Below are 19,655 nucleotides of genomic sequence, written 5' to 3' on the forward strand. Positions count from 1 at the left end.
GCCCCCACCACCACACCCACGTCCACCAGCACGACCTCACCGCGACCGTCACCGCGGCCGGGGTCACCTGGCACACCAGATGACCCCGCCCCGCACCCCGCCCCGACCCCGGCGGGGTCAGCGGCCTGCGTGCACGCCCCGTGGAACGGGTCACAGGGGGTGCACAGGAGCGGGTGCGGATTCGGTCCTGAGCACGACGTTTGAGAGACTGTCGCCCATGGGTCAGAGCACGGACGGGGCGGCGGCGCGCGCCGACGACCTCACGGTCGTGCACCTCATGCGACACGGTGAGGTCCACAACCCGGAGGGCGTCCTCTACGGGCGCCTCGACGGCTTCCACCTCTCCACCCTCGGCACCGACATGGCCCGCCTCGTCGCGGCCCACCTGGCGACCAACGACATCACGTGCGTCGTCGCGTCCCCCCTCGAACGGGCGCAGGAGACCGCCGCCCCCATCGCGGCCGACCACGACGTCGAGATCCGCACCGACCCGCGGGTCATCGAGTCCGAGAACCGGTTCGAGGGCCGTGGGGTCAGCGCCGGCGAGCTCCTCCACCCGCGCAACTGGCACCTGTTCCGTGACGTGACCAAGCCGTCGTGGGGTGAGCCCTACGAGCAGATCGCGGTCCGCATGCTCGCGGCCATCGCCGACGCGCGCGATGCCGCACGTGGGCACGAGGCCGTCATCGTCAGCCACCAGCTGCCCGTCTGGACCGTGCGCAACAAGCTCGAGGGTCGCCGCCTGTGGCACGACCCCCGCAAGCGCGAGTGCACTCTCGCCTCGCTCACGTCGCTGACCTACCAGGGCGACGAGCTGGCCTCGATCACGTACTCGGAGCCGGCGGCCTCGCTGCTCGTCGGCGCGAGCAAGAGCGTGGGCGCCTGATGGAGCACGTCGACCGACGCACCGCACTGCGGTGGGGCGCCGCCGCCATGGCCGGTGGTCTCGTGACCTTTGCCGCGGCGTGCTCGTCCGACCCGAACTCCGTGGCCGACCAGGCCCGTTCGGGTGACCGCAAGGGCTACGTCGCGGGTGACGGCTCCATCGAGCAGGTGCCTGTGGCCGAGCGCGGCGAGCCCGTGCGCTTGAGCGGCACCACGCTCGAGGGCAAGCCGTGGGACATCGCCGAGCGTGCCGGCACGGTGCTCGTCGTCAACGTGTGGGGCTCGTGGTGCCCACCGTGCATCGAGGAGACCCCGGCCCTGCAGAAGGCGTGGGAGACCGTCCAGGCCAAGGGCAAGAAGGTCGAGTTCATCGGCCTCGACAAGCTCGAGTCCCCGGAGACCGGTCTCGCCTTCCAGACCGCCAACAAGGTCACCTATCCCTCGCTCGCCTACGACGGCGGGGTGCCGTTGCTCGCCCTCCAGGGCAAGGCGTCGGCGACCCCGACCACGCTCGTCCTCGACGGTGAGGCCCGCATCGCCGCCCGCGTCTCCGGGCCGGTCTCGACGACGACTCTCCTGGGGCTCGTCGACGACGTGCTCACCGGGAAGGCCTGACTCCCCGTGGGCGCCGAGATCGCCACCGGGTCGCTGCTCGTCGCGGCGGCCGTCGCCCTCGTGGCCGGCTTCGTCTCGTTCGCCTCGCCGTGCGTGCTACCGCTGGTGCCAGGCTTCCTCGGCTACGTCACCGGCCTGTCGGACGTGTCGCTCGAGAAGCGCTCCCGGGGCCGGCTCGTGCTCGGGGCGCTGCTCTTCGTGCTCGGCTTCACCGTCGTCTTCCTCATCGCGGCGGCAGCGGTCTCGGCCGTGGGCCTCGCCTTCCGCGAGCACCAGAGCGTGCTGCTCCGGATCGGTGGCGCGGTCGTGCTCGTCATGGGTGTGCTCTTCCTCGGCGTGGGCCGGTCGTATGCCGTCCCGGTGAGCTGGCGACCGCGTGCTGGTCTCGCCGGCGCGCCCCTGCTCGGCGCGGCGTTCGCCGTCGGCTGGTCGCCCTGCATGGGCCCGACGCTCGGGGCGATCCAGGCGATGGCGGCGCCGATCTCGGCCGAGTCCGGGTCGATCGGCCGGGGGCTTGCGCTCGCAGCGGTCTACTCGATCGGGCTGGGGCTGCCGTTCGTCCTCATGGCCGCGTTGTGGGAGCGGGCGGGGCGCGCGAGCGACTGGCTGCGTCGTCACCGCCGCGTGCTGCAGACCGTCGGCGGCCTGCTGCTCGTCGTCGTGGGCCTGCTCATGCTGACCGGGGTGTGGGAGACGGTCGTGGTCTGGCTCCAGGTGCGCCTCGTCAACGGTTTCCAGGTGGCGATCTGAGATGAGCACCGACACACCCGTGAAGCCGCGCAAGGGCAAGAGCCGCGCCAAGGACCAGCGCCCCGAGCCGGCGCTGCCCGATCTCGGACCGCTCGGGCTGCTGCGGTGGGGCTGGCGCCAGCTGACGAGCATGCGCACCGCGCTCTTCCTGCTGCTCCTGCTGTCCATCGCGGCCGTGCCGGGGTCGATCTTCCCGCAGCGCAACATCGACGCCGGCCGGGTCGCCGACTACATCGCCCAGAACCCCACGACGAGCCCGTGGCTCGACCGCCTCGGCTTCTTCGACGTCTACGCGTCGGTGTGGTTCTCCGCCATCTACCTGTTGCTCTTCATCTCGCTGGTCGGCTGCATCGTGCCGCGCACCAAGGTGCACGTGGCAGCCCTTCGGGCGCGCCCCCCGAAGGCGCCGGCGAGACTGCACCGCCTCGACGAGCACGCCGAGCTGACGACCTCGCTGTCGCCCGACGAGGCCCTCGCGGTCGCGCGTGCCGCCCTGAAGCGCAAGCGGTTCCGACTCCACTCCCACGACGGCGTGAGCCTGTCCGGCGAGTCCGGCTACCTGCGTGAGACGGGCAACCTGCTCTTCCACCTCGCGCTGACCGGCATCATCATCGGCATGGCCGTCGGCCACGTGTTCGGCTGGCGCGGCGACATCATCCTCGCCGAGGGCGACAAGTTCGCGTCGTCGGCGGGCACGTACAACACGATCTCGCCCGGTCCCTGGGTCGACACCGAGAGCCTGCCGCCGTTCGTGCTCTCGCTCGACAAGCTCCACGTGGAGTTCAACGAGACGCCCGGTCGCGGTTTCGGGCAGCCGCGCCTCTTCGATGCCCAGACGCGGCTCCAGCGCGACCCCGGCTCGCCGGCCAGCGAGGAGACCGTCTCGGTCAACCACCCGATCGCCGTGGACGGCGCCGACATCTTCCTGCTCGGCAACGGCTACACGCCGGTCGTCACGGTGCGCGACGCCAAGGGCACCGTCCTCTACCGCGAGGCGACGCCCTTCCTGCCGCAGGACGGCAACTACCGCTCCCTCGGGGTCATCAAGGTGCCGTCCGCGTCGCCGAAGCAGCTCGGCTTCACCGGCTTCTTCCTGCCGACCGCCGAGCCCACCTTCGCCAACGGCCCGGCGTCGATCTTCCCCGACGCCAAGAACCCCGAGCTCGCCCTGTCGGTGTGGGAGGGCAACCTCTTCCCGGGCGGCGCGCCGCAGTCGGTCTACACGCTCAACACCGACGAGATGAAGCAAGTGACCAAGGCCGACGGGTCGCCCGCCCTGGTCCGTCTCAAGCCGGGCCAGACCTACCAGCTCCCGGGCGACCGGGGGTCCATCACCTTCGACAACGTCAAGCGCTTCGCCGGCCTCTCGGTGCGCACCGACCCCGGGGCCCCGATCAGCCTGGTCAGCGCGATCCTCGCCACGCTGGGCCTGATCCTCGGCCTCACGATCAAGCGCCGACGCGTCTTCGTGCGCGTCCGCCCTGCCGCCGACCCGACGGCCACCGACGGTGGCGCTGGGGGTCGTGCGGGCTCACCGGCTACCGTGGTGACCATCGGTGGCCTCTCCAAGGACTCCGACCCCGGGCTGGCCGCGATCGTGACGGCGATCGTCACCGCGTTCCACACGACGATCGACACCGCCACCGCGACCGCCGAGCCCGACCGCCCCGCAGAACGGACCGAAAGCTAGTGCCGAACTCGCTCGCCGCCAACGCCAACATCGCGCTCTACGCGTCGATGATCGTCTACACGCTCGCCATGCTCGCGTTCACGTGGCACCTCGCCGCGCGCGCGCCGAAGGTGGCCGAATCCAAGGTCCTCGCCGAGTCGACCGTCGCCGAGCGCGAGCTCGTCGGCGCGGGAGCGGCGGCAGGGGCTCCGGCACCCGCCGAGCGTCGCCCCGCGACCCCGTACGCCGCCGGGCCGGCCTTCGAGGAGAGCCTCCGCAGCCGGCAGCGGGGGAGCATCGCGCTGATGCTGACCTACCTCGCGACGGCGCTGCTCGTCGCGTCCGTGGTCATGCGCGGCGTCGCGGTGTCGCGTCCGCCGTGGGGCAACATGTTCGAGTTCGCGACCGCTGCGGCTGCCGCTGTCGGCGTCGCCTACAGCGTGCTGGCCCGGCGCAACCGCTGGGAGTGGCTGGGCGTCTTCATCGTCACCCCGATCCTCCTCGTGCTCGGCCTGTCCCTCACCGTGCTCTACACGGAGGCCGGCGAGCTCATGCCGGCCCTCAAGTCGTACTGGCTCGGCATCCACGTCTCCGTCGCGTTCCTCGCGGTCGCGTTCTTCACCCTTGCCTTCGCCGTCGGCGTCCTCTACCTCATGCGGCTGCGCCGCGAGGACAAGCCGCCTGCGAAGCCCGGCGTCCTCGAGTCCCTGCCGTCGGCAGCGGCGCTCGAGCGGACGGCATACAGCCTCAACATGGTCGGCTTCATCCTCTGGACGTTCACCCTCATCGCAGGCGCCATCTGGGCGAAGCAGGCGTGGGGCGCCTACTGGCAGTGGGACCCCAAGGAGGTGTGGACCTTCGTCATCTGGACGGTCTACGCCGCCTACATGCACGGTCGCGCCACGGCCGGTGTCGACCCGCGCAGGTCGATGTACATCGCGCTCGCCGGCTACGTGGCCGTCATCATCAACTTCACCCTGGTCAACCTCGTGTCGACGTTCGTCGGCATGCACAACTACTCCGGCATGAGCTGAGGGTCTGAAAACGTGGTCCGCTACACCCTGCTGCGAATCCTGATCTTCTTCGGGTTCTTCTTCCTCTTCTGGCTCATCGGCCTGCGCGACCAGCCGTGGCTGCTCCTCGGCCTCGCGGCGATCGCCTCCGCGGCCGCCTCGTACATCCTGCTCCGGGGCATGCGCGACGAGATCACGGCGAAGCTCGTCGAGCGCCACGAGGCCAAGGTCGAGGGTCGCCGTCTGCAGGCCGACCCGACGAGCGACGAGGCGGCCGAGGACGCCGAGGACGCCGGGTACGACGGCCCGCGCAGCCCCGGGCGCTGATCGTCGTCACGCCGTGAGGCCGAGCCTCACGGCGATCCTCGTCGCAGTGACGCGCGCGTCGTCGCCGACGCCGAAGAGCAGCGCCGAGCGCCGGCTCCGGAGGAAGTGCACCCCGACGAAGTGCAGGTCGGGCGCGACCAGGCTCTCGCCGTCGTCGTGGCGGGGGAACCCCTGCTCGTCGACGAGGCCCGGCACGTCGATCCACTCGGCGTAGCGGCTGCGGAACCCGGCGGCGACGACGACGGCGCCGAGGTCGCGTACGGCGACGCTCTCGACGGCCCGCGGTGCGAACGGGCCCGGGTCGGGCACGTCCGGCGGCGTCCGACCTGCCCGCGCGCAGGACGCGACGATGAGGTCGCGGATGCCGTCGTGGGCCGCGTCGGACATCGCGAGGGTCGCCTCGAGGTCGGGTGCCAGGTGGACGGTCGTGTCGTCCGCGCCGACCAGATGGCCACCGAGGCGCACCCCGAGGCCGTGCAGGGTGCGGAAGCTGAGGTCGTGCCCGCCGTCGCGGCCGGTGACCTGTGGGTTGGCGCCGAGCCGTGCGGCCGGCGACGGCAGGTCGGTGACCCGCTGGTCGAAGAACGGGGTGTCGAGGAGCCACTCGAAGACGTCGCGTCCTCCGGTACGCCGCGGGAACCAGGGCGCCCGGCCGCAGGCCATGACGACGTCGCGACCGGCCTCGGCGAGCTCCTCGGCGATCTGGCACGCGCTCTGACCCGAGCCGACGACGAGCACCTGACCGTCGGGGAGCGCGGCGGGGTTGCGGTACTGCGACACGTCGACGCACGCCGATCGGGCGGGAAGCGACCGCACGGCCGCAGGCAGGTTCGGGCGCTGGTAGGCGCCGGTGGCGACGATGACCACGCGGCTGCGCACGGTGCTGTCGTCGGTCTCGAGGTCGTAGCCGCCGTCCCGTCCCGGACGCAGCGCGCGGACGGGAGTGCCGTGCCGCACCTGCGCGGTCAGGCGCGAAGCGTAGTCCTCGAGGTGGCGGGTGATCTGCTCGCGCGACATGAAGCCGTCTGGGTCATCACCCTCGTAGGGCGCCCCTGGCAGCAGCAGCAGGTGGTTCGGGCCCACCAGGGTGAAGCTGTCCCACCGGTGGGCCCACGACGAGCCCGGCGACTCCGCCTCCAGCACGACGTGCTCGACGCCGCGAAGGCCCAGCTCGTGGCTCGCTGCGAGGCCGGCCTGCCCGGCACCGATGACGACGACGTCGATCTCCTCGTGCACGTCTCAACGGTGGCACTCGCGCGGCGAGCCGTCAGCGAAACGGGACCGACGGGCCGAGGAGGGGTCGAGGTATGCCGTCGCGCCGGGTCGCGACGGATCACCTCGACCCGCCGGGGGCATCAGGTCAGGCGCGGCCGGCTGCGAGCCCGACGGCGAGGAGCAGCGACCAGGCCAGCAGGAACTGCCCGGTGCCGGCCAGCGCGGGGATGAGACCGCGCCCCGTGGCCCGGCCCACCACGGCCTGCATCGGCTTGAGCACCAGCGGTGCGGCGAGCAGCGCGAGCAGCGCCCATGGCGAGGTGAAGGACGCGAGGCCGGTCATCACGAAGGCCACGGCGACGAGGGCGACGTAGAACCAACGGGTGCCGGACTCGCCCATGCGCACCGCGAGGGTGCGCTTGCCGTGCTCGCGGTCGGTGGGGATGTCGCGCAGGTTGTTGGCCACGAGGATCGCCGACGACAGTGCGCCCACGCCGATGGCGCCCCACCAGCCCGCGGCGGTGGCTGGCGTCATGGTCGCCATCGTGCCGAGCGTGGCGACGAGCCCGAAGAAGACGAAGACGAACACCTCGCCCAGCCCGAGGTAGCCGTAGGGCCGGGAGCCGCCCGTGTAGTACCACGCCGCGACGATGGCAGCCGCGCCGATGGGGATCATCACCCAGAGGCCGGAGAGCCCGACGAGCGCCAGCCCCATGAGCGCGGCGAAGAAGAAGCACGAGAACGCGGCGATCTTGACCGAGCGAGGGGCGGCGAGGCGCTGCCCCACGAGCCGGACCGGACCGACGCGCACCTCGTCGGTGCCGCGGATCCCGTCGGAGTAGTCGTTCGCGTAGTTGACCCCGACCTGGAGGGCGAGGGCGACGACGAGGGCGAGGACGGCATACGCCCAGACGACGTGACCGGTCTGGTAGGCGGCGCCGGTGCCGACGAGGATGGGGGAGACGGCAGCAGGCAGCGTGCGTGGACGAGCGCCCTCGATCCACTGGGACAAGGTGGCCATGGGGTCTGGGGGAGTCCTTCTACAGCTTGCGGAGGAAGTCGGGGTCGTCGTCGGGGCCACGCGGGCCCGCCGGGCCACGGGGACCGGGCGGCTGGCGCCCGGGACCGCGCGGGGCGGGGCCGCCGCGGGCGTCGCTGCGGCCGGCGACCAGCCAGAAGATCGGCCCCAGCACCGGGACGAGGGTGGCGAGGAGCCAGACCGGCTTCGGCATGATGCGCACGAGACGGCTGTTGGTCTGCACGCAGTCCACGAAGGCGTAGATCGAGGCGAAGACCACGAGGGCGACGAGCACGACGCGTGGCACGTTGATCTCCTTCGTCGACCGGGTGGACACCCCCATCTTGCCACCGCTCAGGCGGAGCCCTGCACAGCGCGTCGGATGGCCGACCGGTCGGGCTTCCCCGGGCCGCGCTGCGGGATCGCCGGGAGCACGAGCACGCGCCTCGGCAGGGCTGCGTCGGGCAGGATGCCGCGCAGCCGCTCCCGCACCTGCCCCGTGGTCAGGTGCCCCGTCGGGTCGACGAGCGTCACTGCGGCGCAGACGGACTCGCCCCACTCGGGATCGGGCAGGCCGACGACCACGACGTCGAGCACGTCGTCGAGGTGCCGCGACATGGCGTCCTCGACGACCCCCGGGTTCACCTTGAGGCCTCCGGTGTTGATGACGTCGTCGGCTCGCCCGTCGATCACGAGCAGGCCGTCGTCGTCGAAGTGGCCGAGGTCATCGGTGCGGAACCAGCGGACGCCGTCGAGGTCGACGGTGAAGGCGTCGCGGCTCAGGACCGGTCCGCCGAGGTAGCCGTGGGCGACGGTGTCGCCACCGAGCACGACGTGCCGGTCGTTGTCGACGTGGATGCGGCTCACCGGCAGCGGCGTGCCGTCGTAGACACAGCCGCCCGCCGTCTCGCTCATGCCGTAGGTCAGGCTCAGGTTCACCCCGGCGTCGCGTGCCCGCTCGACGAGGGCGCCCGGGGTCGCAGCGCCACCCACGAGCACGCCGTCGAACCCGCGCAGCGCCTCGAGGCCCTCAGGATCGTCGACGAGCCGCGTCAGCTGGGTCGGCACGAGGGAGGTGTAGCGACGCCGAGCCGACCCCGTCGGGCGCACGGCCGCCGCCGCTGCTGCGAAGGCCCGGGGCGAGAAGCCGTCGCGCAGGTCGAGGACGGTCGGCGCCACACCGGCAGCGACGGAGCGCAGGAGCACCTGGAGACCCGCGATGTGGTGCGCCGGCATCGCCAGCAGCCAGGCGCCGCTGCCACCGAGCACCTGATGGGTCGCCCACGCGGAGCGCTCGAGCGCCTCGGCGGTGAGCAGGGCGCGCTTGGGTCGACCCGTGGAACCCGACGTCCCGATCGCGACCGCGAGGCCGTCGGGGAGGTCGGAGGGGTCGTGGGACGGCACGGACGGCGGGGCGTCGGCGGCGGCATACGGCAGCACCGGCGACCGGCCGGCGAGCGCGTTCTCCAGGGCGGGCAGCACGTCGAGGACGTCCGGTCCGGCAGGGACCGGAAGCAGCTGCAGCGCCGTCATGGACCCCATTGTGCCTGCGGTCTCGGCTCGCCTCGGACACGACCCATCGACCGCGGCCCTGCGTGACGGGTCGGAAACCTGCGGGTTGCCGCCCCTCCGGCCGGAACTCTCGACGGCCTCCCGGGTCAGTGGGCAGGACGGCGAGCGGAGCGAGCAGGTCGTGCCCGGTGCCGCTGCCGGGCGGCCATGAAGACGGTCCACACGAGCGCCGCCGCGCACACCGGGAAGCCCACGTAGGGGTTGAGCGGGAGCACGATGCCGAGCGCGCCGCCGACGACCCAGAGCACCTGCAGCATCGTCTCGGACCACGCGAAGACCGACGTCCGCACGTTCTCGGGGACCTCGCGCTGCACGAGGGCGTCGAAGCAGAGCTTGGCCAGCTGCGCGGAGAGCCCCTGCACGAGCCCGAGCACCACGAGCGTCCAGACGCCGTACCAGATCCCGGTGGCGAGGCAGCTGAGCGTGGCCGCGAGCACCGACACCATCGCGATGCGCTCGGGCCGCTGGTCGCGCACGACGTTGCCGACGACGCTGCCGAGGCCGTTGCCGACCCCGATCCCCACGGCGATGAAGGCGAGCACGAGCTCGCCGCGGAACCCGTCGATCGGGTGCTCCTTGGCGAGGAAGGCCATGAACATGATGAGGAAGCCGGTGAGCACCCGCGTGCCGCCCGTCGACCACATGGCGTGCATGACCGGCCACGGGATCGCCTGCTTGCGCCGGCGGAAGCGGCCGACGGGGCCGAGCGAGTCGACGGTGAGGGCCTCGTGCTCCGCGGGCGTATGCCGTCCGGCGCCGTCCGAGGTCCACCCACGCCGGGTGCCCCTGAGCGAGTCGGGCCCGCCCGGATCGAGCCGTCGGGGCGCGTGCGGGGACCGGACCGCGATCGGGGCGGTGTCCTCGATGGGCACCTCACCGGCCGATGAGTCCACCTGGGCCGGCAGGCGGATGGCCTGCACGGTGCCGACGACGAACACGACGAACCCGATGCGCAGTGCCCAGGCCGGACCGGCGAGCATGCCGAGCCCACCGAGCGCGCCGCCGACGACCGCCCCCACGACCCCGGCCATCGAGACGCGGGAGTTGGCCCGGACGAGCGTCGTGCCGGCGGGCAGCAGACGGGGCACGGCGGCGGCGCGGGTGATGTTGTAGGCGCGGGACGCGACGAGGCAGCCCAAGGCGGCGGGGAAGAGCCAGCTGCTGTCGTTGTTCACCGCCTCGGCCAGCACCCAGCAGAGGAAGGCGCGTGACGCGAGGGTCGTGCCGATGGCCCAGCGGCGGCCGTGCGAGAAGCGGTCGAGCAGCGGCCCGATGAGCGGGGCGACGAGGACGAACGGGACCATCGTCAGGAGCAGGAACGTCGCGACGTCGCCGCGTGCCTGCGCCGTCTGGGGGTTGAAGAACAGCGTGCCGGCGAGGGCCAGCGTCATGATCGTGTCGCCGGCGGTGTGGCTCGCGTGCAGCTCGGTGACGCGGGCAAGGCCCGTCTCCCCAGCGCCACCCGAGTGCGTGAACGCGTGCGCCTTCGTCGCGGCGAAGCGGCCGGTTCGGGCCGTGGCGCGTGCGGTCCCGGTCGCCGCACGCCCCAGCCCCCGTCCGATGGCGCGGGTCGCGTTCAGGGCGGTGGTGCGCGGTGGCTGGCGGAAGCTCGCGGGTCGGCCCCCCTCGGGCACATCGGGATCCGCACCGCTCTCCGCCGCGCGCAGCACCGGGTCGTCGCTCGCGGGCGCGCGGCGTCCGCTGCCGGCGCTGCTGTCGTCGCGAGGTCCCACCCCTTCATCCTGCCCCCTCGGCGGGCCCGGGGGTGGAGCGACACCTGACCCGGTGGCAGGCCGTGGGCCGGTCCAGGGGCCGAGGCTCCGCTCGGGCCGGGCAACGGCCGCGCCGCCCCGGGCACGCGTGGACGGACTCCTGAAATCGCCCGTGACGATGACCGAATCGTCCTCCGCGCCCTCGCTACGCTCGACGGGTGAGAACCGTGGGGGACGCGGGTTTCGAGGGGGTCGGAGGGGCCGACGAGGGAGTCGGTGGCAACGAGGGGGCCGAGGGCTCGGCTGCCGTCGCCCGCCGACGGTCTCGCACGCGCCTCGGTCTCGTGCTGGGCGTCGTCTGGCTCGTCGTGCCGCTCGTGCTCTTCCTCCTGGACCGGCCGATCTTGCTGTCCGGCAACCCGGCCCACGTCATCGCGCTCGCCGCGAGCGGTCTCGTCGGCGTCGTCCTGCTCGTCAACGACAAACCGGACGACCGGAGGCGCCACCGTCGCCGGTCGCGCTCGGTGCGAGTGGTCGGACAGGTCCTGGGGGTCGTCGCCACCGTGGTCGTGCTCGGCGCCCTGGTCTGGCTGCGCCCCTTCGCCGCGACCCCCTCCGCCGTCTCGTCCCTCGTGGGTGGCTCCGACGTGCGTGTCATCGACGCTGCCGCAAGCATCACGATCGCGCCGAGGGCGGGCACCCCGGATCGTGGGCTGGTGTTCCAGCCCGGCGCTCGCGTCGACCCACGCGCGTACGTCCCGATGCTCTCGCAGGTGTCGAGGCAAGGGGTGCTGGTCGTCGTCGTCAAGCAGCCCTTCGACATCGGCCTGCTCGCCACAACGGCACCGCAGTCCTTCGTCGACGAGCACCCCGAGGTGAAGTTCTGGGCCGTCGGTGGCCACAGCCTCGGCGGGGTCGCGGCGGCGCGGTTCGCGCTCGACAACCCGCGGCTCGTCAAGGGCCTCGTGCTCTGGGCCTCCTACCCCGACCAGTCCCTCGCCGGCCGCACCGAGCTGCAGGTCGCCTCGGTGAGCGGAACGCGCGACGCGTTCACGACCCCGGCCGACGTCGCGGCCAGCCGGGCCCTGCTGCCCCGCGCGACGGCATACACCCGCGTCGAGGGGGCCGTGCACTCGTTCTTCGGCGACTACGGCCAGCAGCCGGGCGACGGGTCGCCGACGGTGTCACGGACCCAGGCGCAGCGGCAGGTCGTCGACGCGACGGTGCACCTGATGCTGTCCCTCTGAGCCGTGCGGCTCAGAAGTACCAGGGGAACGGGGACCAGTCGGGGTCGCGCTTCTCGAGGAACTGGTCACGGCCCTCGACGGCCTCGTCGGTCATGTACGCGAGGCGGGTGGCCTCACCGGCGAAGACCTGCTGGCCCATGAGCCCGTCGTCGGTGAGGTTGAACGCGAACTTCAGCATGCGCTGCGCCTGCGGGCTCTTGCCCATGATCTCGCTCGCGACCTGCAGCGCCTCGGCCTCGAGGTCGGCGTGGTCGGCGACGATGTTGACCGCGCCCATCCGGTGCATGTCCTCGGCGGAGTAGGTGCGGCCGAGGAAGAAGATCTCGCGGGCGAACTTCTGGCCGACCATCTTGGCGAGGTAGGCGCTGCCGTAGCCGGCGTCGAAGCTGCCCACGTCGGCGTCGGTCTGCTTGAACCGGGCGTGCTCGCGGCTCGCGATCGTGAGGTCGCACACGACGTGGAGCGAGTGGCCGCCCCCGGCCGCCCAGCCGCCCACGACGGCGATGACGACCTTCGGCATGGTCCGGATGAGGCGCTGCACCTCGAGGATGTGCAGGCGACCGCCCTGGGCCTTGACCCGCGCCTCGTCGATCCCGGCGGACGTGGCGTCGGCGTCGGGCGACGTCGCGTACTGGTAGCCGGAGCGGCCGCGGATGCGCTGGTCGCCACCCGAGCAGAAGGCCCACTTGCCGTCCTTGGGGCTGGGGCCGTTGCCGGTGATGAGCACGACCCCGACGTCGGGGGTCATGCGGGCGTGGTCGAGCGCGCGGTAGAGCTCGTCGACGGTGTGGGGGCGGAACGCGTTGAGCACCTCGGGTCGGTCGAAGGCGATGCGGACGACGCCCGACTCGGCGTGCGGGCGGCCCTCGACGGGGCGGCGCCGGTGGTAGGTGATGTCGGTGAGGTCGAAGCCCGGCACCTCGTCCCACTCGGAGGGGTCGAAGGTCTCGGAGACGGTCGCGCGTTCGGTGCTCACGGCGGGCAGCCTACGCGCGCGCCGCGTGTGGCCGGACACACACCTCGGGGTCGCCTGCACCTCGTGGCCGGTGCGGAGGTGACCGCGAGGTGGGCGGCTGGTCCGCGGGCCCGCGGGCCTGGGGCTGGCCCGCGACAGCGTGGCCCCGAGCACGTATGCCGTCCGGCTCAGTGCCGTGGGTGGGGTGAGGTTCCGGTCCCGCGCGGCCACACGCGGCCGGGGCGGGGCAGCCACCGCGGCACGGTGGTGACATAGCGGGCGTACTCCTCGCCGTGCGCCTCGCGCAGCGTCGGCTCCTCGTACAGCGCGACAAAAGCGGTGACCGCGACGACGAAGAGGCCGGCATACGCGAGGACGGCGACGCTGCGCCACAGCAGCGCCTGGCCCACGATGACCGCCAGCACGGCGACGTACATCGGGTTGCGCACGAAGCGGTACGGGCCGGTGACGACGAGGTGCTCGGTCGGGGCGGTGGGCGAGGGGGTGCCGAGGCCCATGGTGGTTGGGACGGCGGCGAAGACGGTCGTGCCGAGGGCTGCGGACCGGGCGTCCATCGCTTCCTCCTGTGCGGTCGATGTCACCGCCTCTCGGGATCACGCTACGACCGCGCGGCGGTCGGCCGGGCCGGAAGGGTCCGGATCGTGCGGCTAGCGTGGCGGCATGCCGATCCCTCCCTACGTCCTGCACCTGCGATCCATGGTCGGCACCGAGCTGCTGTGGATGCCGGGCATCACCGCGGTCGTGCTGCGCGAGGGCGCTCGCGGCGTGGACGAGGTCCTGCTCGTGAAGCGCTCCGACAACGGCCAGTGGACCCCCGTGACCGGCATCGTCGACCCCGGCGAGGACCCCCACGTCACCGCCGTGCGAGAGGTCGAGGAGGAGGCGTGCGTCGTCGCCGAGGTGGAGCGGCTCGTCTGGGTCGCTGCCACCGGCGTCGTCACGCACGTCAACGGTGACCTCGGGCAGTACCTCGACCACACGTTCCGGTGCCGCTGGGTCGAGGGCGAGCCACGCCCCGGCGACGACGAGTCCACTGATGCCGCCTGGTTCGCGCTCGACGCGCTCCCACCCATGGCCGACCTGCACCGGGAGCGCATCACGGTGGCAGCCGACAACCCGGCGGACGTGCGGCTGGGCCGCTGACTTTCGGACGCAGTTGGCGTGGCGCCGGACGGGCTGTCGGTCGGGCCGGCACACCCGTCGGGCCGCGTCGGGGTGACATCTGTCAGGGGCAGGTCGTGACAGGGGACGCAGGGAGTGGGTGCGCTCCGTGCCTAGCGTGGAGGCACGCCGGGTGGTCCGGCGGAGCAACGGAGGTCATCGTGTTCGTCCCACGCACGTTCATCGTCGCCGGCATCGCCCTCATCGCGATCTCGCTCGGCGCCTCGGGCCACGGCCTCTGGTGGCTCATCGGTCTCGTCTGGGCGTTCGGCTGGATGCACGACGGTCGGCGGTCCTGCCACGTCGGCAGGCGTCGCCATCGCGCCGAGCCCCGGCTCGACGACCGGCTCGACGGCCGGCTCGACGACCGGCCCGACGACCAGCCCGTCTCGAGCCCGACGGCTCGCGGGCCGGTGGCGCAGCCCGACCCCACCCACGACCGCCACGAGGCGTTCCCCGTGCGCTGACCGGTGCCGGAAGGCCCGTCGGTGATGATGGGGGCATGACGCCCCCGCACAGCGCCGCCGACCTGCTCGCGTCAGCCCACGTCGTCGCCCTGCCGATGCGGGTGCGCTTCCGCGGTGTCGACGTGCGCGAGGCGGTCGTCTTCGAGGGACCCTGCGGCTGGGGCGAGTTCGCACCCTTCCCGGAGTACCCCGACGACGAGGCGGCTCGCTGGCTCGCTGCGGGCATCGAGGCCGCGTATGCCGGGTGGCCTGCGGCCGTCCGCGACGTCGTGCCCGTCAACGCGACGGTCCCTGCCGTGCCGGCGGACCGAGTGGCCGAGGTGCTCGCCCGCTTCGACGGCTGCACGACGGCCAAGGTGAAGGTCGCCGAGCGTGGTCAGGGCATCGACGACGACGTCGACCGGGTGGCGGCCGTCCGGGACGTCATGGGCGCGGACGCCCGCATCCGCGTCGACGCGAACGGCGGCTGGGACGAGAGCAGCGCCGCGGACGCACTCGCCAGGCTGGCGGCCTACGACCTCGAGTACGCCGAGCAGCCCTGCGCAACCGTCGAAGAGCTGGCTCGTCTGCGAAAGACGCTGGCGCGCAACGGCATCGACGTCCCGATTGCTGCGGACGAGTCGATCCGCAAGGCCGAGGACCCGGTTCGGGTCGCCCGTCTCGGCGCGGCAGACCTCGTCGTCGTCAAGGTGGCCCCGTTGGGCGGCGTCGAGGCCGCCCTCGAGGTCGTCGAGGCGTGCGGCCTGCCCGCGGTCGTGTCGTCGGCCCTCGACACGAGCATCGGCATCGCGGCCGGCGTCGCGCTCGCGGCCGCCCTGCCGCAGCTCGACCACGCGTGCGGCCTCGGCACCGTCAGCCTCTTCGAGCGTGACGTCGCACGGGACGCGTTGCGACCCACAGCCGGCCGCCTCGTGGTGACCAGGCCGGTGCCGGACCCGGTGGCGCTGGAGGAGCTGGCGGCGCCTCCGGCACGCCGGCAGTGGTGGCGCGACCGGCTCACCCGGTGCGCCGCGCTGCTCGCCGCGGGGAGCGCACGGTGATCAAGGCCTGCCTCAACGGCTCCCGCACCCGCCGTCAGCACCGTGGGGTGCCGCTGACACCCCAGGAGCTGGCGCTGGCGGCTGCCGACGCGGCTGCCGCCGGCGCCTTCATGGTCCACGTCCACCCGCGTGACGAGTCCGGTCGGGAGACCCTCGAGACGCGGCACGTCGTCGACGCGGTGGTCGCCATCCGTTCGCGGACGCCCGGCCTGCGGGTCAGCGTGTCGACGCGGGACGGCATCGTCGACAGTGCCCGCCGCAAGCTCGCGCACATCGCGGAGTGGCCGACGCCCGACCTCGGAGGTCCCGACTGCGCGAGCGTCAACTGGCACGAGGAAGCCGCCGTCGAGGTGGCAGAAGCCCTGCGCGACAACGGTTCCGGCGTCGAGGCCGGCATCTGGACGCCGAAGGCTGCGAGCCTCTTCGTCGCCACGAACTGGCCGTGGCAGGTCGAGCGGGTGCTCGTCGAGCTCATCCCCGGCGTCACCCCGGGCTCCGACGGCCCCTGGGCCGCGGAGCGCATCCTCGCCGCGCTGGGGATGTCGCCGGTGCCGGTCGTCGTCCACGGCGAGGAGCGGTGGACCTGGCCGGTGCTGCGTTGGGCCCAGGCCGCCGGCTACGACGTGCGCGTCGGGCTCGAGGACACGCTGCACCTGGCGAGCGGGCGGGAGGCCCGGGACAACGCCGAGCTCGTGCGAGCCGCCGCGACGTCCGAGCCCAGCACCCCGTCCCAGTGGCCGGTGCCCGACCCGCCCGGCTGAGTCGAGACCGACGGTTCGCCCAGTGTCGCCCAGTGTCGCCCAGTGTCGCCAGCGTCGCTCGGCGTCGCTCAGGATCGCTCGGCGTCGCCCGTCGCGCGCGACAGGGCCTGCTGGGCGAGCGACCGCAGCCACGCCGCCTCTGCCCGGCGATCGGCCCGGGACACCGGCACCTCGAGAACCCTGATGCCGGTCGGTGACTCGGCGAGCGCTCGGGCCAGCCGATCGAGGTCTTCGACACGTTCGTGTGCCGCGTGGTGGGCCGCGCAGAGCGCTGCCAGGTCGGTGCCATGAGGCGTTGCGAAGACGCGTTCGAACGCGCTCGAGTAGCGCGGGTCGCCCTGCTCGAGCGTGCTGAAGATGGCGCCGCCGTCGTCGTTCAGGACGACGAAGGTGAGGTCGGGCCGCGGCTGACCACTGCCGACGAGCAGGCCGTTGCTGTCGTGCAGGAAGGTCAGGTCGCCGAGGTAGGCGATGGTGCGGGCGGCCCGCGGGCGGCCGAGCGCGATGCCGATCGCCGTCGACACCGTGCCGTCGATGCCGGCCAGGCCGCGGTTGCCCACGACGAAGCGGTGCTGCAGCGGTGGCCAGGGCGACCCCATGACGTCGAGGTCGCGTACGGCGTTGGACGAGCCGACGACGAGCGAGGTGTCGGCCTCGACGGCGGAGGCGACGACTGCGGCGACGGAGAGGGGCGACAGGCCGACGTCGAGGCCCGGTGCACGCTGCGGATCTCCTTGCGCGGCAGCCAGACCGGCGTCGATGAGCGCCGAGAGCCGGACGTCGGCGTCGTGCCAGGAGTCGAACCAGGTGGTGTCGTCGGCGGCCTCGACTCGCGGCACCACGTCGAGCACGCGGGCGACCCTGCCCGGGTCGGTGGCCACGCCGTCGCGGCCTCGCACGGCCAGCACCTCGAGGGATGGGTCGCTGATGAGGCTCGTGACCGGTCGGGAGAGGGTCGGATGGCCGATGACGACGACGCGCTCGATCGTGCCCCGGAGGTCGGTCGTGAGGAGCAGCCGGCCGGTTCGCAGCGCCTGCCGCCCGATGCGTGCTCCCGACGTCGGCTCGGCGAGCATCGGCCAGCCGGCCGCCTCGGCGAGCATCCGGGCTGCGGGCCCTGCGTCGTCACCCGCCACGACGACGGTGCGCGGCCCCAGGGGCAGCACCTCGCCGTCCGTCGAGATCGACACCGACGGCTCGACGTCGACCCCCGACGCCGAAGCAGGGTCCGCCCCCGTTGACGTGCTGCGCGGATCTGACTCCGCTTCGGCCCGCAACTCCGCCCCGGCGGAGTCGTTGCGGTGCTCGAGGTCGTCAGGGCGGTGCCACCAGGTGGTCGGGTCGGGGTCCGGGGGCAGGAGGTCGCCGTCGAGCTGGACGTTCAGCTGCGTCGGACCGCGGCGCGAGCAGGCCCGTGCGACAGCGGCATCCAGCTCGGCGTCCGACACCTCGGGCGTCAGGTCGTCGCACTCGGCGAAGACCCCGAAGAGGCCCGCCTGCTGGGTGGTCTGGTTGGCCCCCGTCCCGCGCAGCCGGTCGGGACGGTCTGCGCTGACGACCACGAGCCGCCGGCCGGTGTGGTGCGCCTCCATGACGGCCGGCAGCAGGTTGCCGACGGCCGTGCCCGACGTCGTGACGACGGCGACGGGTCGGCGCGAACCGGTGGTCAGGCCGAGGGCGAGGAAGGCAGCTGAACGCTCGTCCACGCGTACGTGCAGGCGCACGTCACCGGCACGGTCGGCCGCGTCGAGCGTCAGGGCCAGGGGAGCGGACCGCGAGCCCGGCGCGAGCACGACGTCACGGACCCCGCAGAGCCACAGGGACTGGACGATTCGGAGGGCGAGCTCCGAGGCCGTGCGGGCGGCGGACACGGCGGCCGTTCAGTCGCTCGCGAGCGCGTCGCGCATGGGGATGAGCTTGGCGTTGGACTCGGCCACCTCGGACTCGGGGTCGGACCCCGCGACGATGCCGCAGCCGGCATACAGGGTGATCTGCGACGGGTCGCCCGGGGCGAAGGCGCCGCTGCGCAGGGCGATTCCCCAGGCTCCGTCGCCGTGGGCGTCCATCCAGCCGACCGGACCGGCGTAGCGGCCGCGGTCCATGTGCTCGAGCTCTGCGATGAGCTCGACCGCCCGCACGGTCGGGGTGCCGCCGACGGCGGCCGACGGGTGCAGCGACGCGGCGAGCGTGAGCGACGAGGCGTCGTCGGCGCTGACCGCGGCGACGTCGGTCGCGAGGTGCATGACGTTGGGAAGGTGCAGCACGAAGGGGGCCTCGGGCACGTTCATCGACGAGCAGTGCGGGGCCAGGGCCTCGGCGACGGAGCGGACGGCGTACTCGTGCTCCTCGAGGTCCTTGGACGAGCGGGCGAGCGAGCCGGCGAGGGCGGTGTCCTTGTCGTCGTCGCCGGTGCGGCGGATCGTCCCGGCCAGCACGCGTGAGGTGATGAGCCCCTGGTCGCGGCGGACGAGCAGCTCCGGCGTCGCGCCGACGAGCCCGGCGACGGCGAAGACCCAGGTGTTCTCGTAGCGCTCGGCGAGGCGGCGCAGCAGCCATCGCGGGTCGATGGGTCCCGACGCCGTGGCGACGAGGTCACGGGCGAGGACCACCTTGTCGACCTCGCCCGCCCCGATGCGCTCCACGGCCTCGGCCACGGCGTGCGCGTAGTCGGCGGGGGAGACCGAGCCGTCGGCGAAGGCGACCCCACGGGGCGGCTCGGGATCGTCTGCGAGAGAGGGTTTCTCGAGGAGGGTCAGCTGCGGGTCGAGGGACACGGTGGTGAGCCAGGTCTGCCCGTCACGGCGCCCGACGATGGTCGAGGGCACGACGAGCCGGGCCGCTTCGGCCGAGTCGTCGGCGAAGGGGAACGACCCGAAGCAGACGAGGCCCGTGCCCGGGCGCCCGACCTCGTCGCGCACCACGGCGTGGTGGCTGACGTCGCGCCACCACGCCTCGGCCTCGCGGAAGCGGCCCTCGCCGTGGGCCTCGAACGTCAGCGCGGTGCCCCAGCCGACGAGCCCGTCGCCACGGCGCACCCACGAGACGAGGTCGTCGTGCGCGTGGTCGGCCGGCAGGTAGGCGAGCAGGGGGTCCGCGGCCTCGATCGGGACGGTGCGGACGACGACCGTCGGCCCCGCGGTGGGGGACGGCGCTTCGGGAGCGGGAAGCGTGGACATCGGTTGCAACTCTACGGCCGAACGACCCCTGCCCCCGCCGCGTGGCAGCCC

Annotated in this window: 20 protein-coding genes; 11 read left to right on the forward strand and 9 right to left on the reverse strand. The window is 73.1% G+C overall.

Going from position 1 to position 19,655, the window contains the following annotated elements; genetic code table 11:
- The first annotated feature begins 217 nt into the window (after positions 1-217).
- Genes ACXR8F_RS14170 through ACXR8F_RS14195 form a run of 6 tightly spaced genes read left to right on the forward strand, consistent with a single transcriptional unit; the run spans position 218 to position 5,259 of the window.
- The gene (locus ACXR8F_RS14170; protein WP_458801386.1) at positions 218-886 is read left to right on the forward strand and encodes a histidine phosphatase family protein; all 669 of its coding nucleotides are present in this window, start codon (positions 218-220) and stop codon (positions 884-886) included.
- Entirely contained in the window at positions 886-1,500 is a 615-nt protein-coding gene (locus ACXR8F_RS14175; RefSeq protein WP_458801388.1) for a TlpA family protein disulfide reductase, read from the forward strand. Before ACXR8F_RS14170 ends, ACXR8F_RS14175 begins: the two co-directional genes overlap by 1 nt.
- Positions 1,501-1,506: 6 nt before the next feature.
- The gene (locus tag ACXR8F_RS14180) at positions 1,507-2,250 is read left to right on the forward strand and encodes a cytochrome c biogenesis CcdA family protein (protein WP_045187025.1); all 744 of its coding nucleotides are present in this window, start codon (positions 1,507-1,509) and stop codon (positions 2,248-2,250) included.
- Between the two features lies 1 nt (position 2,251).
- Positions 2,252-3,940 carry a cytochrome c biogenesis protein ResB gene (gene resB, locus ACXR8F_RS14185; RefSeq protein ID WP_458801390.1) on the forward strand — a complete coding sequence of 563 codons (1,689 nt, stop codon included), beginning with the start codon at positions 2,252-2,254 and terminating at the stop codon, positions 3,938-3,940.
- Positions 3,940-4,953, forward strand: coding sequence for a c-type cytochrome biogenesis protein CcsB (gene ccsB, locus ACXR8F_RS14190; RefSeq protein ID WP_458801392.1), 1,014 nt, complete (start codon positions 3,940-3,942; stop codon positions 4,951-4,953). The genes resB and ccsB overlap by 1 nt, the downstream gene beginning before the upstream one ends.
- 12 nt (positions 4,954-4,965) lie before the next feature.
- Positions 4,966-5,259 carry a DUF4229 domain-containing protein gene (locus tag ACXR8F_RS14195; protein ID WP_045187024.1) on the forward strand — a complete coding sequence of 98 codons (294 nt, stop codon included), beginning with the start codon at positions 4,966-4,968 and terminating at the stop codon, positions 5,257-5,259.
- Between the two features lie 6 nt (positions 5,260-5,265).
- On the opposite strand, the gene ACXR8F_RS14200 is transcribed toward ACXR8F_RS14195, so the two are convergent.
- The 5 genes from ACXR8F_RS14200 to ACXR8F_RS14220 form a co-directional block, all read right to left on the reverse strand.
- The gene (locus tag ACXR8F_RS14200; protein WP_458801394.1) at positions 5,266-6,495 is read right to left on the reverse strand and encodes a flavin-containing monooxygenase; all 1,230 of its coding nucleotides are present in this window, start codon (positions 6,493-6,495) and stop codon (positions 5,266-5,268) included.
- 124 nt (positions 6,496-6,619) lie between these two features.
- Positions 6,620-7,495, reverse strand: a complete 876-nt coding sequence (locus tag ACXR8F_RS14205) for a 1,4-dihydroxy-2-naphthoate polyprenyltransferase (protein WP_458801396.1) — start codon at positions 7,493-7,495, stop codon at positions 6,620-6,622.
- 19 nt (positions 7,496-7,514) lie between these two features.
- Entirely contained in the window at positions 7,515-7,799 is a 285-nt protein-coding gene (locus ACXR8F_RS14210; protein ID WP_045187336.1) for a PLD nuclease N-terminal domain-containing protein, read from the reverse strand.
- A 47-nt stretch (positions 7,800-7,846) separates the two neighbouring features.
- Positions 7,847-9,025, reverse strand: coding sequence for an o-succinylbenzoate--CoA ligase (gene menE, locus ACXR8F_RS14215; RefSeq protein ID WP_458801398.1), 1,179 nt, complete (start codon positions 9,023-9,025; stop codon positions 7,847-7,849).
- Between the two features lie 125 nt (positions 9,026-9,150).
- Entirely contained in the window at positions 9,151-10,797 is a 1,647-nt protein-coding gene (locus ACXR8F_RS14220; RefSeq protein ID WP_458801400.1) for an MFS transporter, read from the reverse strand.
- Positions 10,798-10,994: 197 nt separating this feature from the next.
- Between ACXR8F_RS14220 and ACXR8F_RS14225 the strand changes: the two genes are divergently transcribed.
- The gene (locus ACXR8F_RS14225; protein WP_458801402.1) at positions 10,995-12,023 is read left to right on the forward strand and encodes an alpha/beta hydrolase; all 1,029 of its coding nucleotides are present in this window, start codon (positions 10,995-10,997) and stop codon (positions 12,021-12,023) included.
- 10 nt (positions 12,024-12,033) lie between these two features.
- Here ACXR8F_RS14225 and ACXR8F_RS14230 read toward each other — a convergent pair whose 3' ends face one another.
- A complete protein-coding gene (locus ACXR8F_RS14230; RefSeq protein ID WP_045187331.1) occupies positions 12,034-12,999 on the reverse strand; it encodes a 1,4-dihydroxy-2-naphthoyl-CoA synthase in 966 nt (321 codons plus the stop codon).
- A gap of 167 nt (positions 13,000-13,166) precedes the next feature.
- Positions 13,167-13,553 (reverse strand): methyltransferase family protein, encoded by a 387-nt coding sequence (locus ACXR8F_RS14235; RefSeq protein WP_458801404.1) that lies wholly within the window; start codon positions 13,551-13,553, stop codon positions 13,167-13,169.
- A gap of 106 nt (positions 13,554-13,659) precedes the next feature.
- Here ACXR8F_RS14235 and ACXR8F_RS14240 point away from each other — a divergent pair, with 106 nt between their 5' ends.
- From ACXR8F_RS14240 to ACXR8F_RS14255, 4 genes are all read left to right on the forward strand, one after another.
- Positions 13,660-14,142, forward strand: a complete 483-nt coding sequence (locus ACXR8F_RS14240; RefSeq protein WP_045187019.1) for an NUDIX hydrolase — start codon at positions 13,660-13,662, stop codon at positions 14,140-14,142.
- 179 nt (positions 14,143-14,321) lie between these two features.
- Complete coding sequence (locus ACXR8F_RS14245; RefSeq protein WP_458801405.1) at positions 14,322-14,627, forward strand: hypothetical protein; 306 nt, start codon at positions 14,322-14,324, stop codon at positions 14,625-14,627.
- 35 nt (positions 14,628-14,662) lie between these two features.
- Complete coding sequence (locus tag ACXR8F_RS14250) at positions 14,663-15,667, forward strand: o-succinylbenzoate synthase (protein ID WP_045187014.1); 1,005 nt, start codon at positions 14,663-14,665, stop codon at positions 15,665-15,667.
- Positions 15,664-16,428 carry a 3-keto-5-aminohexanoate cleavage protein gene (locus tag ACXR8F_RS14255; RefSeq protein ID WP_045187327.1) on the forward strand — a complete coding sequence of 255 codons (765 nt, stop codon included), beginning with the start codon at positions 15,664-15,666 and terminating at the stop codon, positions 16,426-16,428. Before ACXR8F_RS14250 ends, ACXR8F_RS14255 begins: the two co-directional genes overlap by 4 nt.
- 68 nt (positions 16,429-16,496) lie before the next feature.
- Here ACXR8F_RS14255 and menD read toward each other — a convergent pair whose 3' ends face one another.
- Positions 16,497-18,299 (reverse strand): 2-succinyl-5-enolpyruvyl-6-hydroxy-3-cyclohexene-1-carboxylic-acid synthase, encoded by a 1,803-nt coding sequence (gene menD / locus ACXR8F_RS14260; protein WP_458801408.1) that lies wholly within the window; start codon positions 18,297-18,299, stop codon positions 16,497-16,499.
- Between the two features lie 9 nt (positions 18,300-18,308).
- The gene (locus ACXR8F_RS14265; protein WP_045187006.1) at positions 18,309-19,604 is read right to left on the reverse strand and encodes an isochorismate synthase; all 1,296 of its coding nucleotides are present in this window, start codon (positions 19,602-19,604) and stop codon (positions 18,309-18,311) included.
- Positions 19,605-19,655: the final 51 nt, after the last annotated feature.

It is taken from the genome of Terrabacter sp. AAH1, from assembly GCF_054456855.1.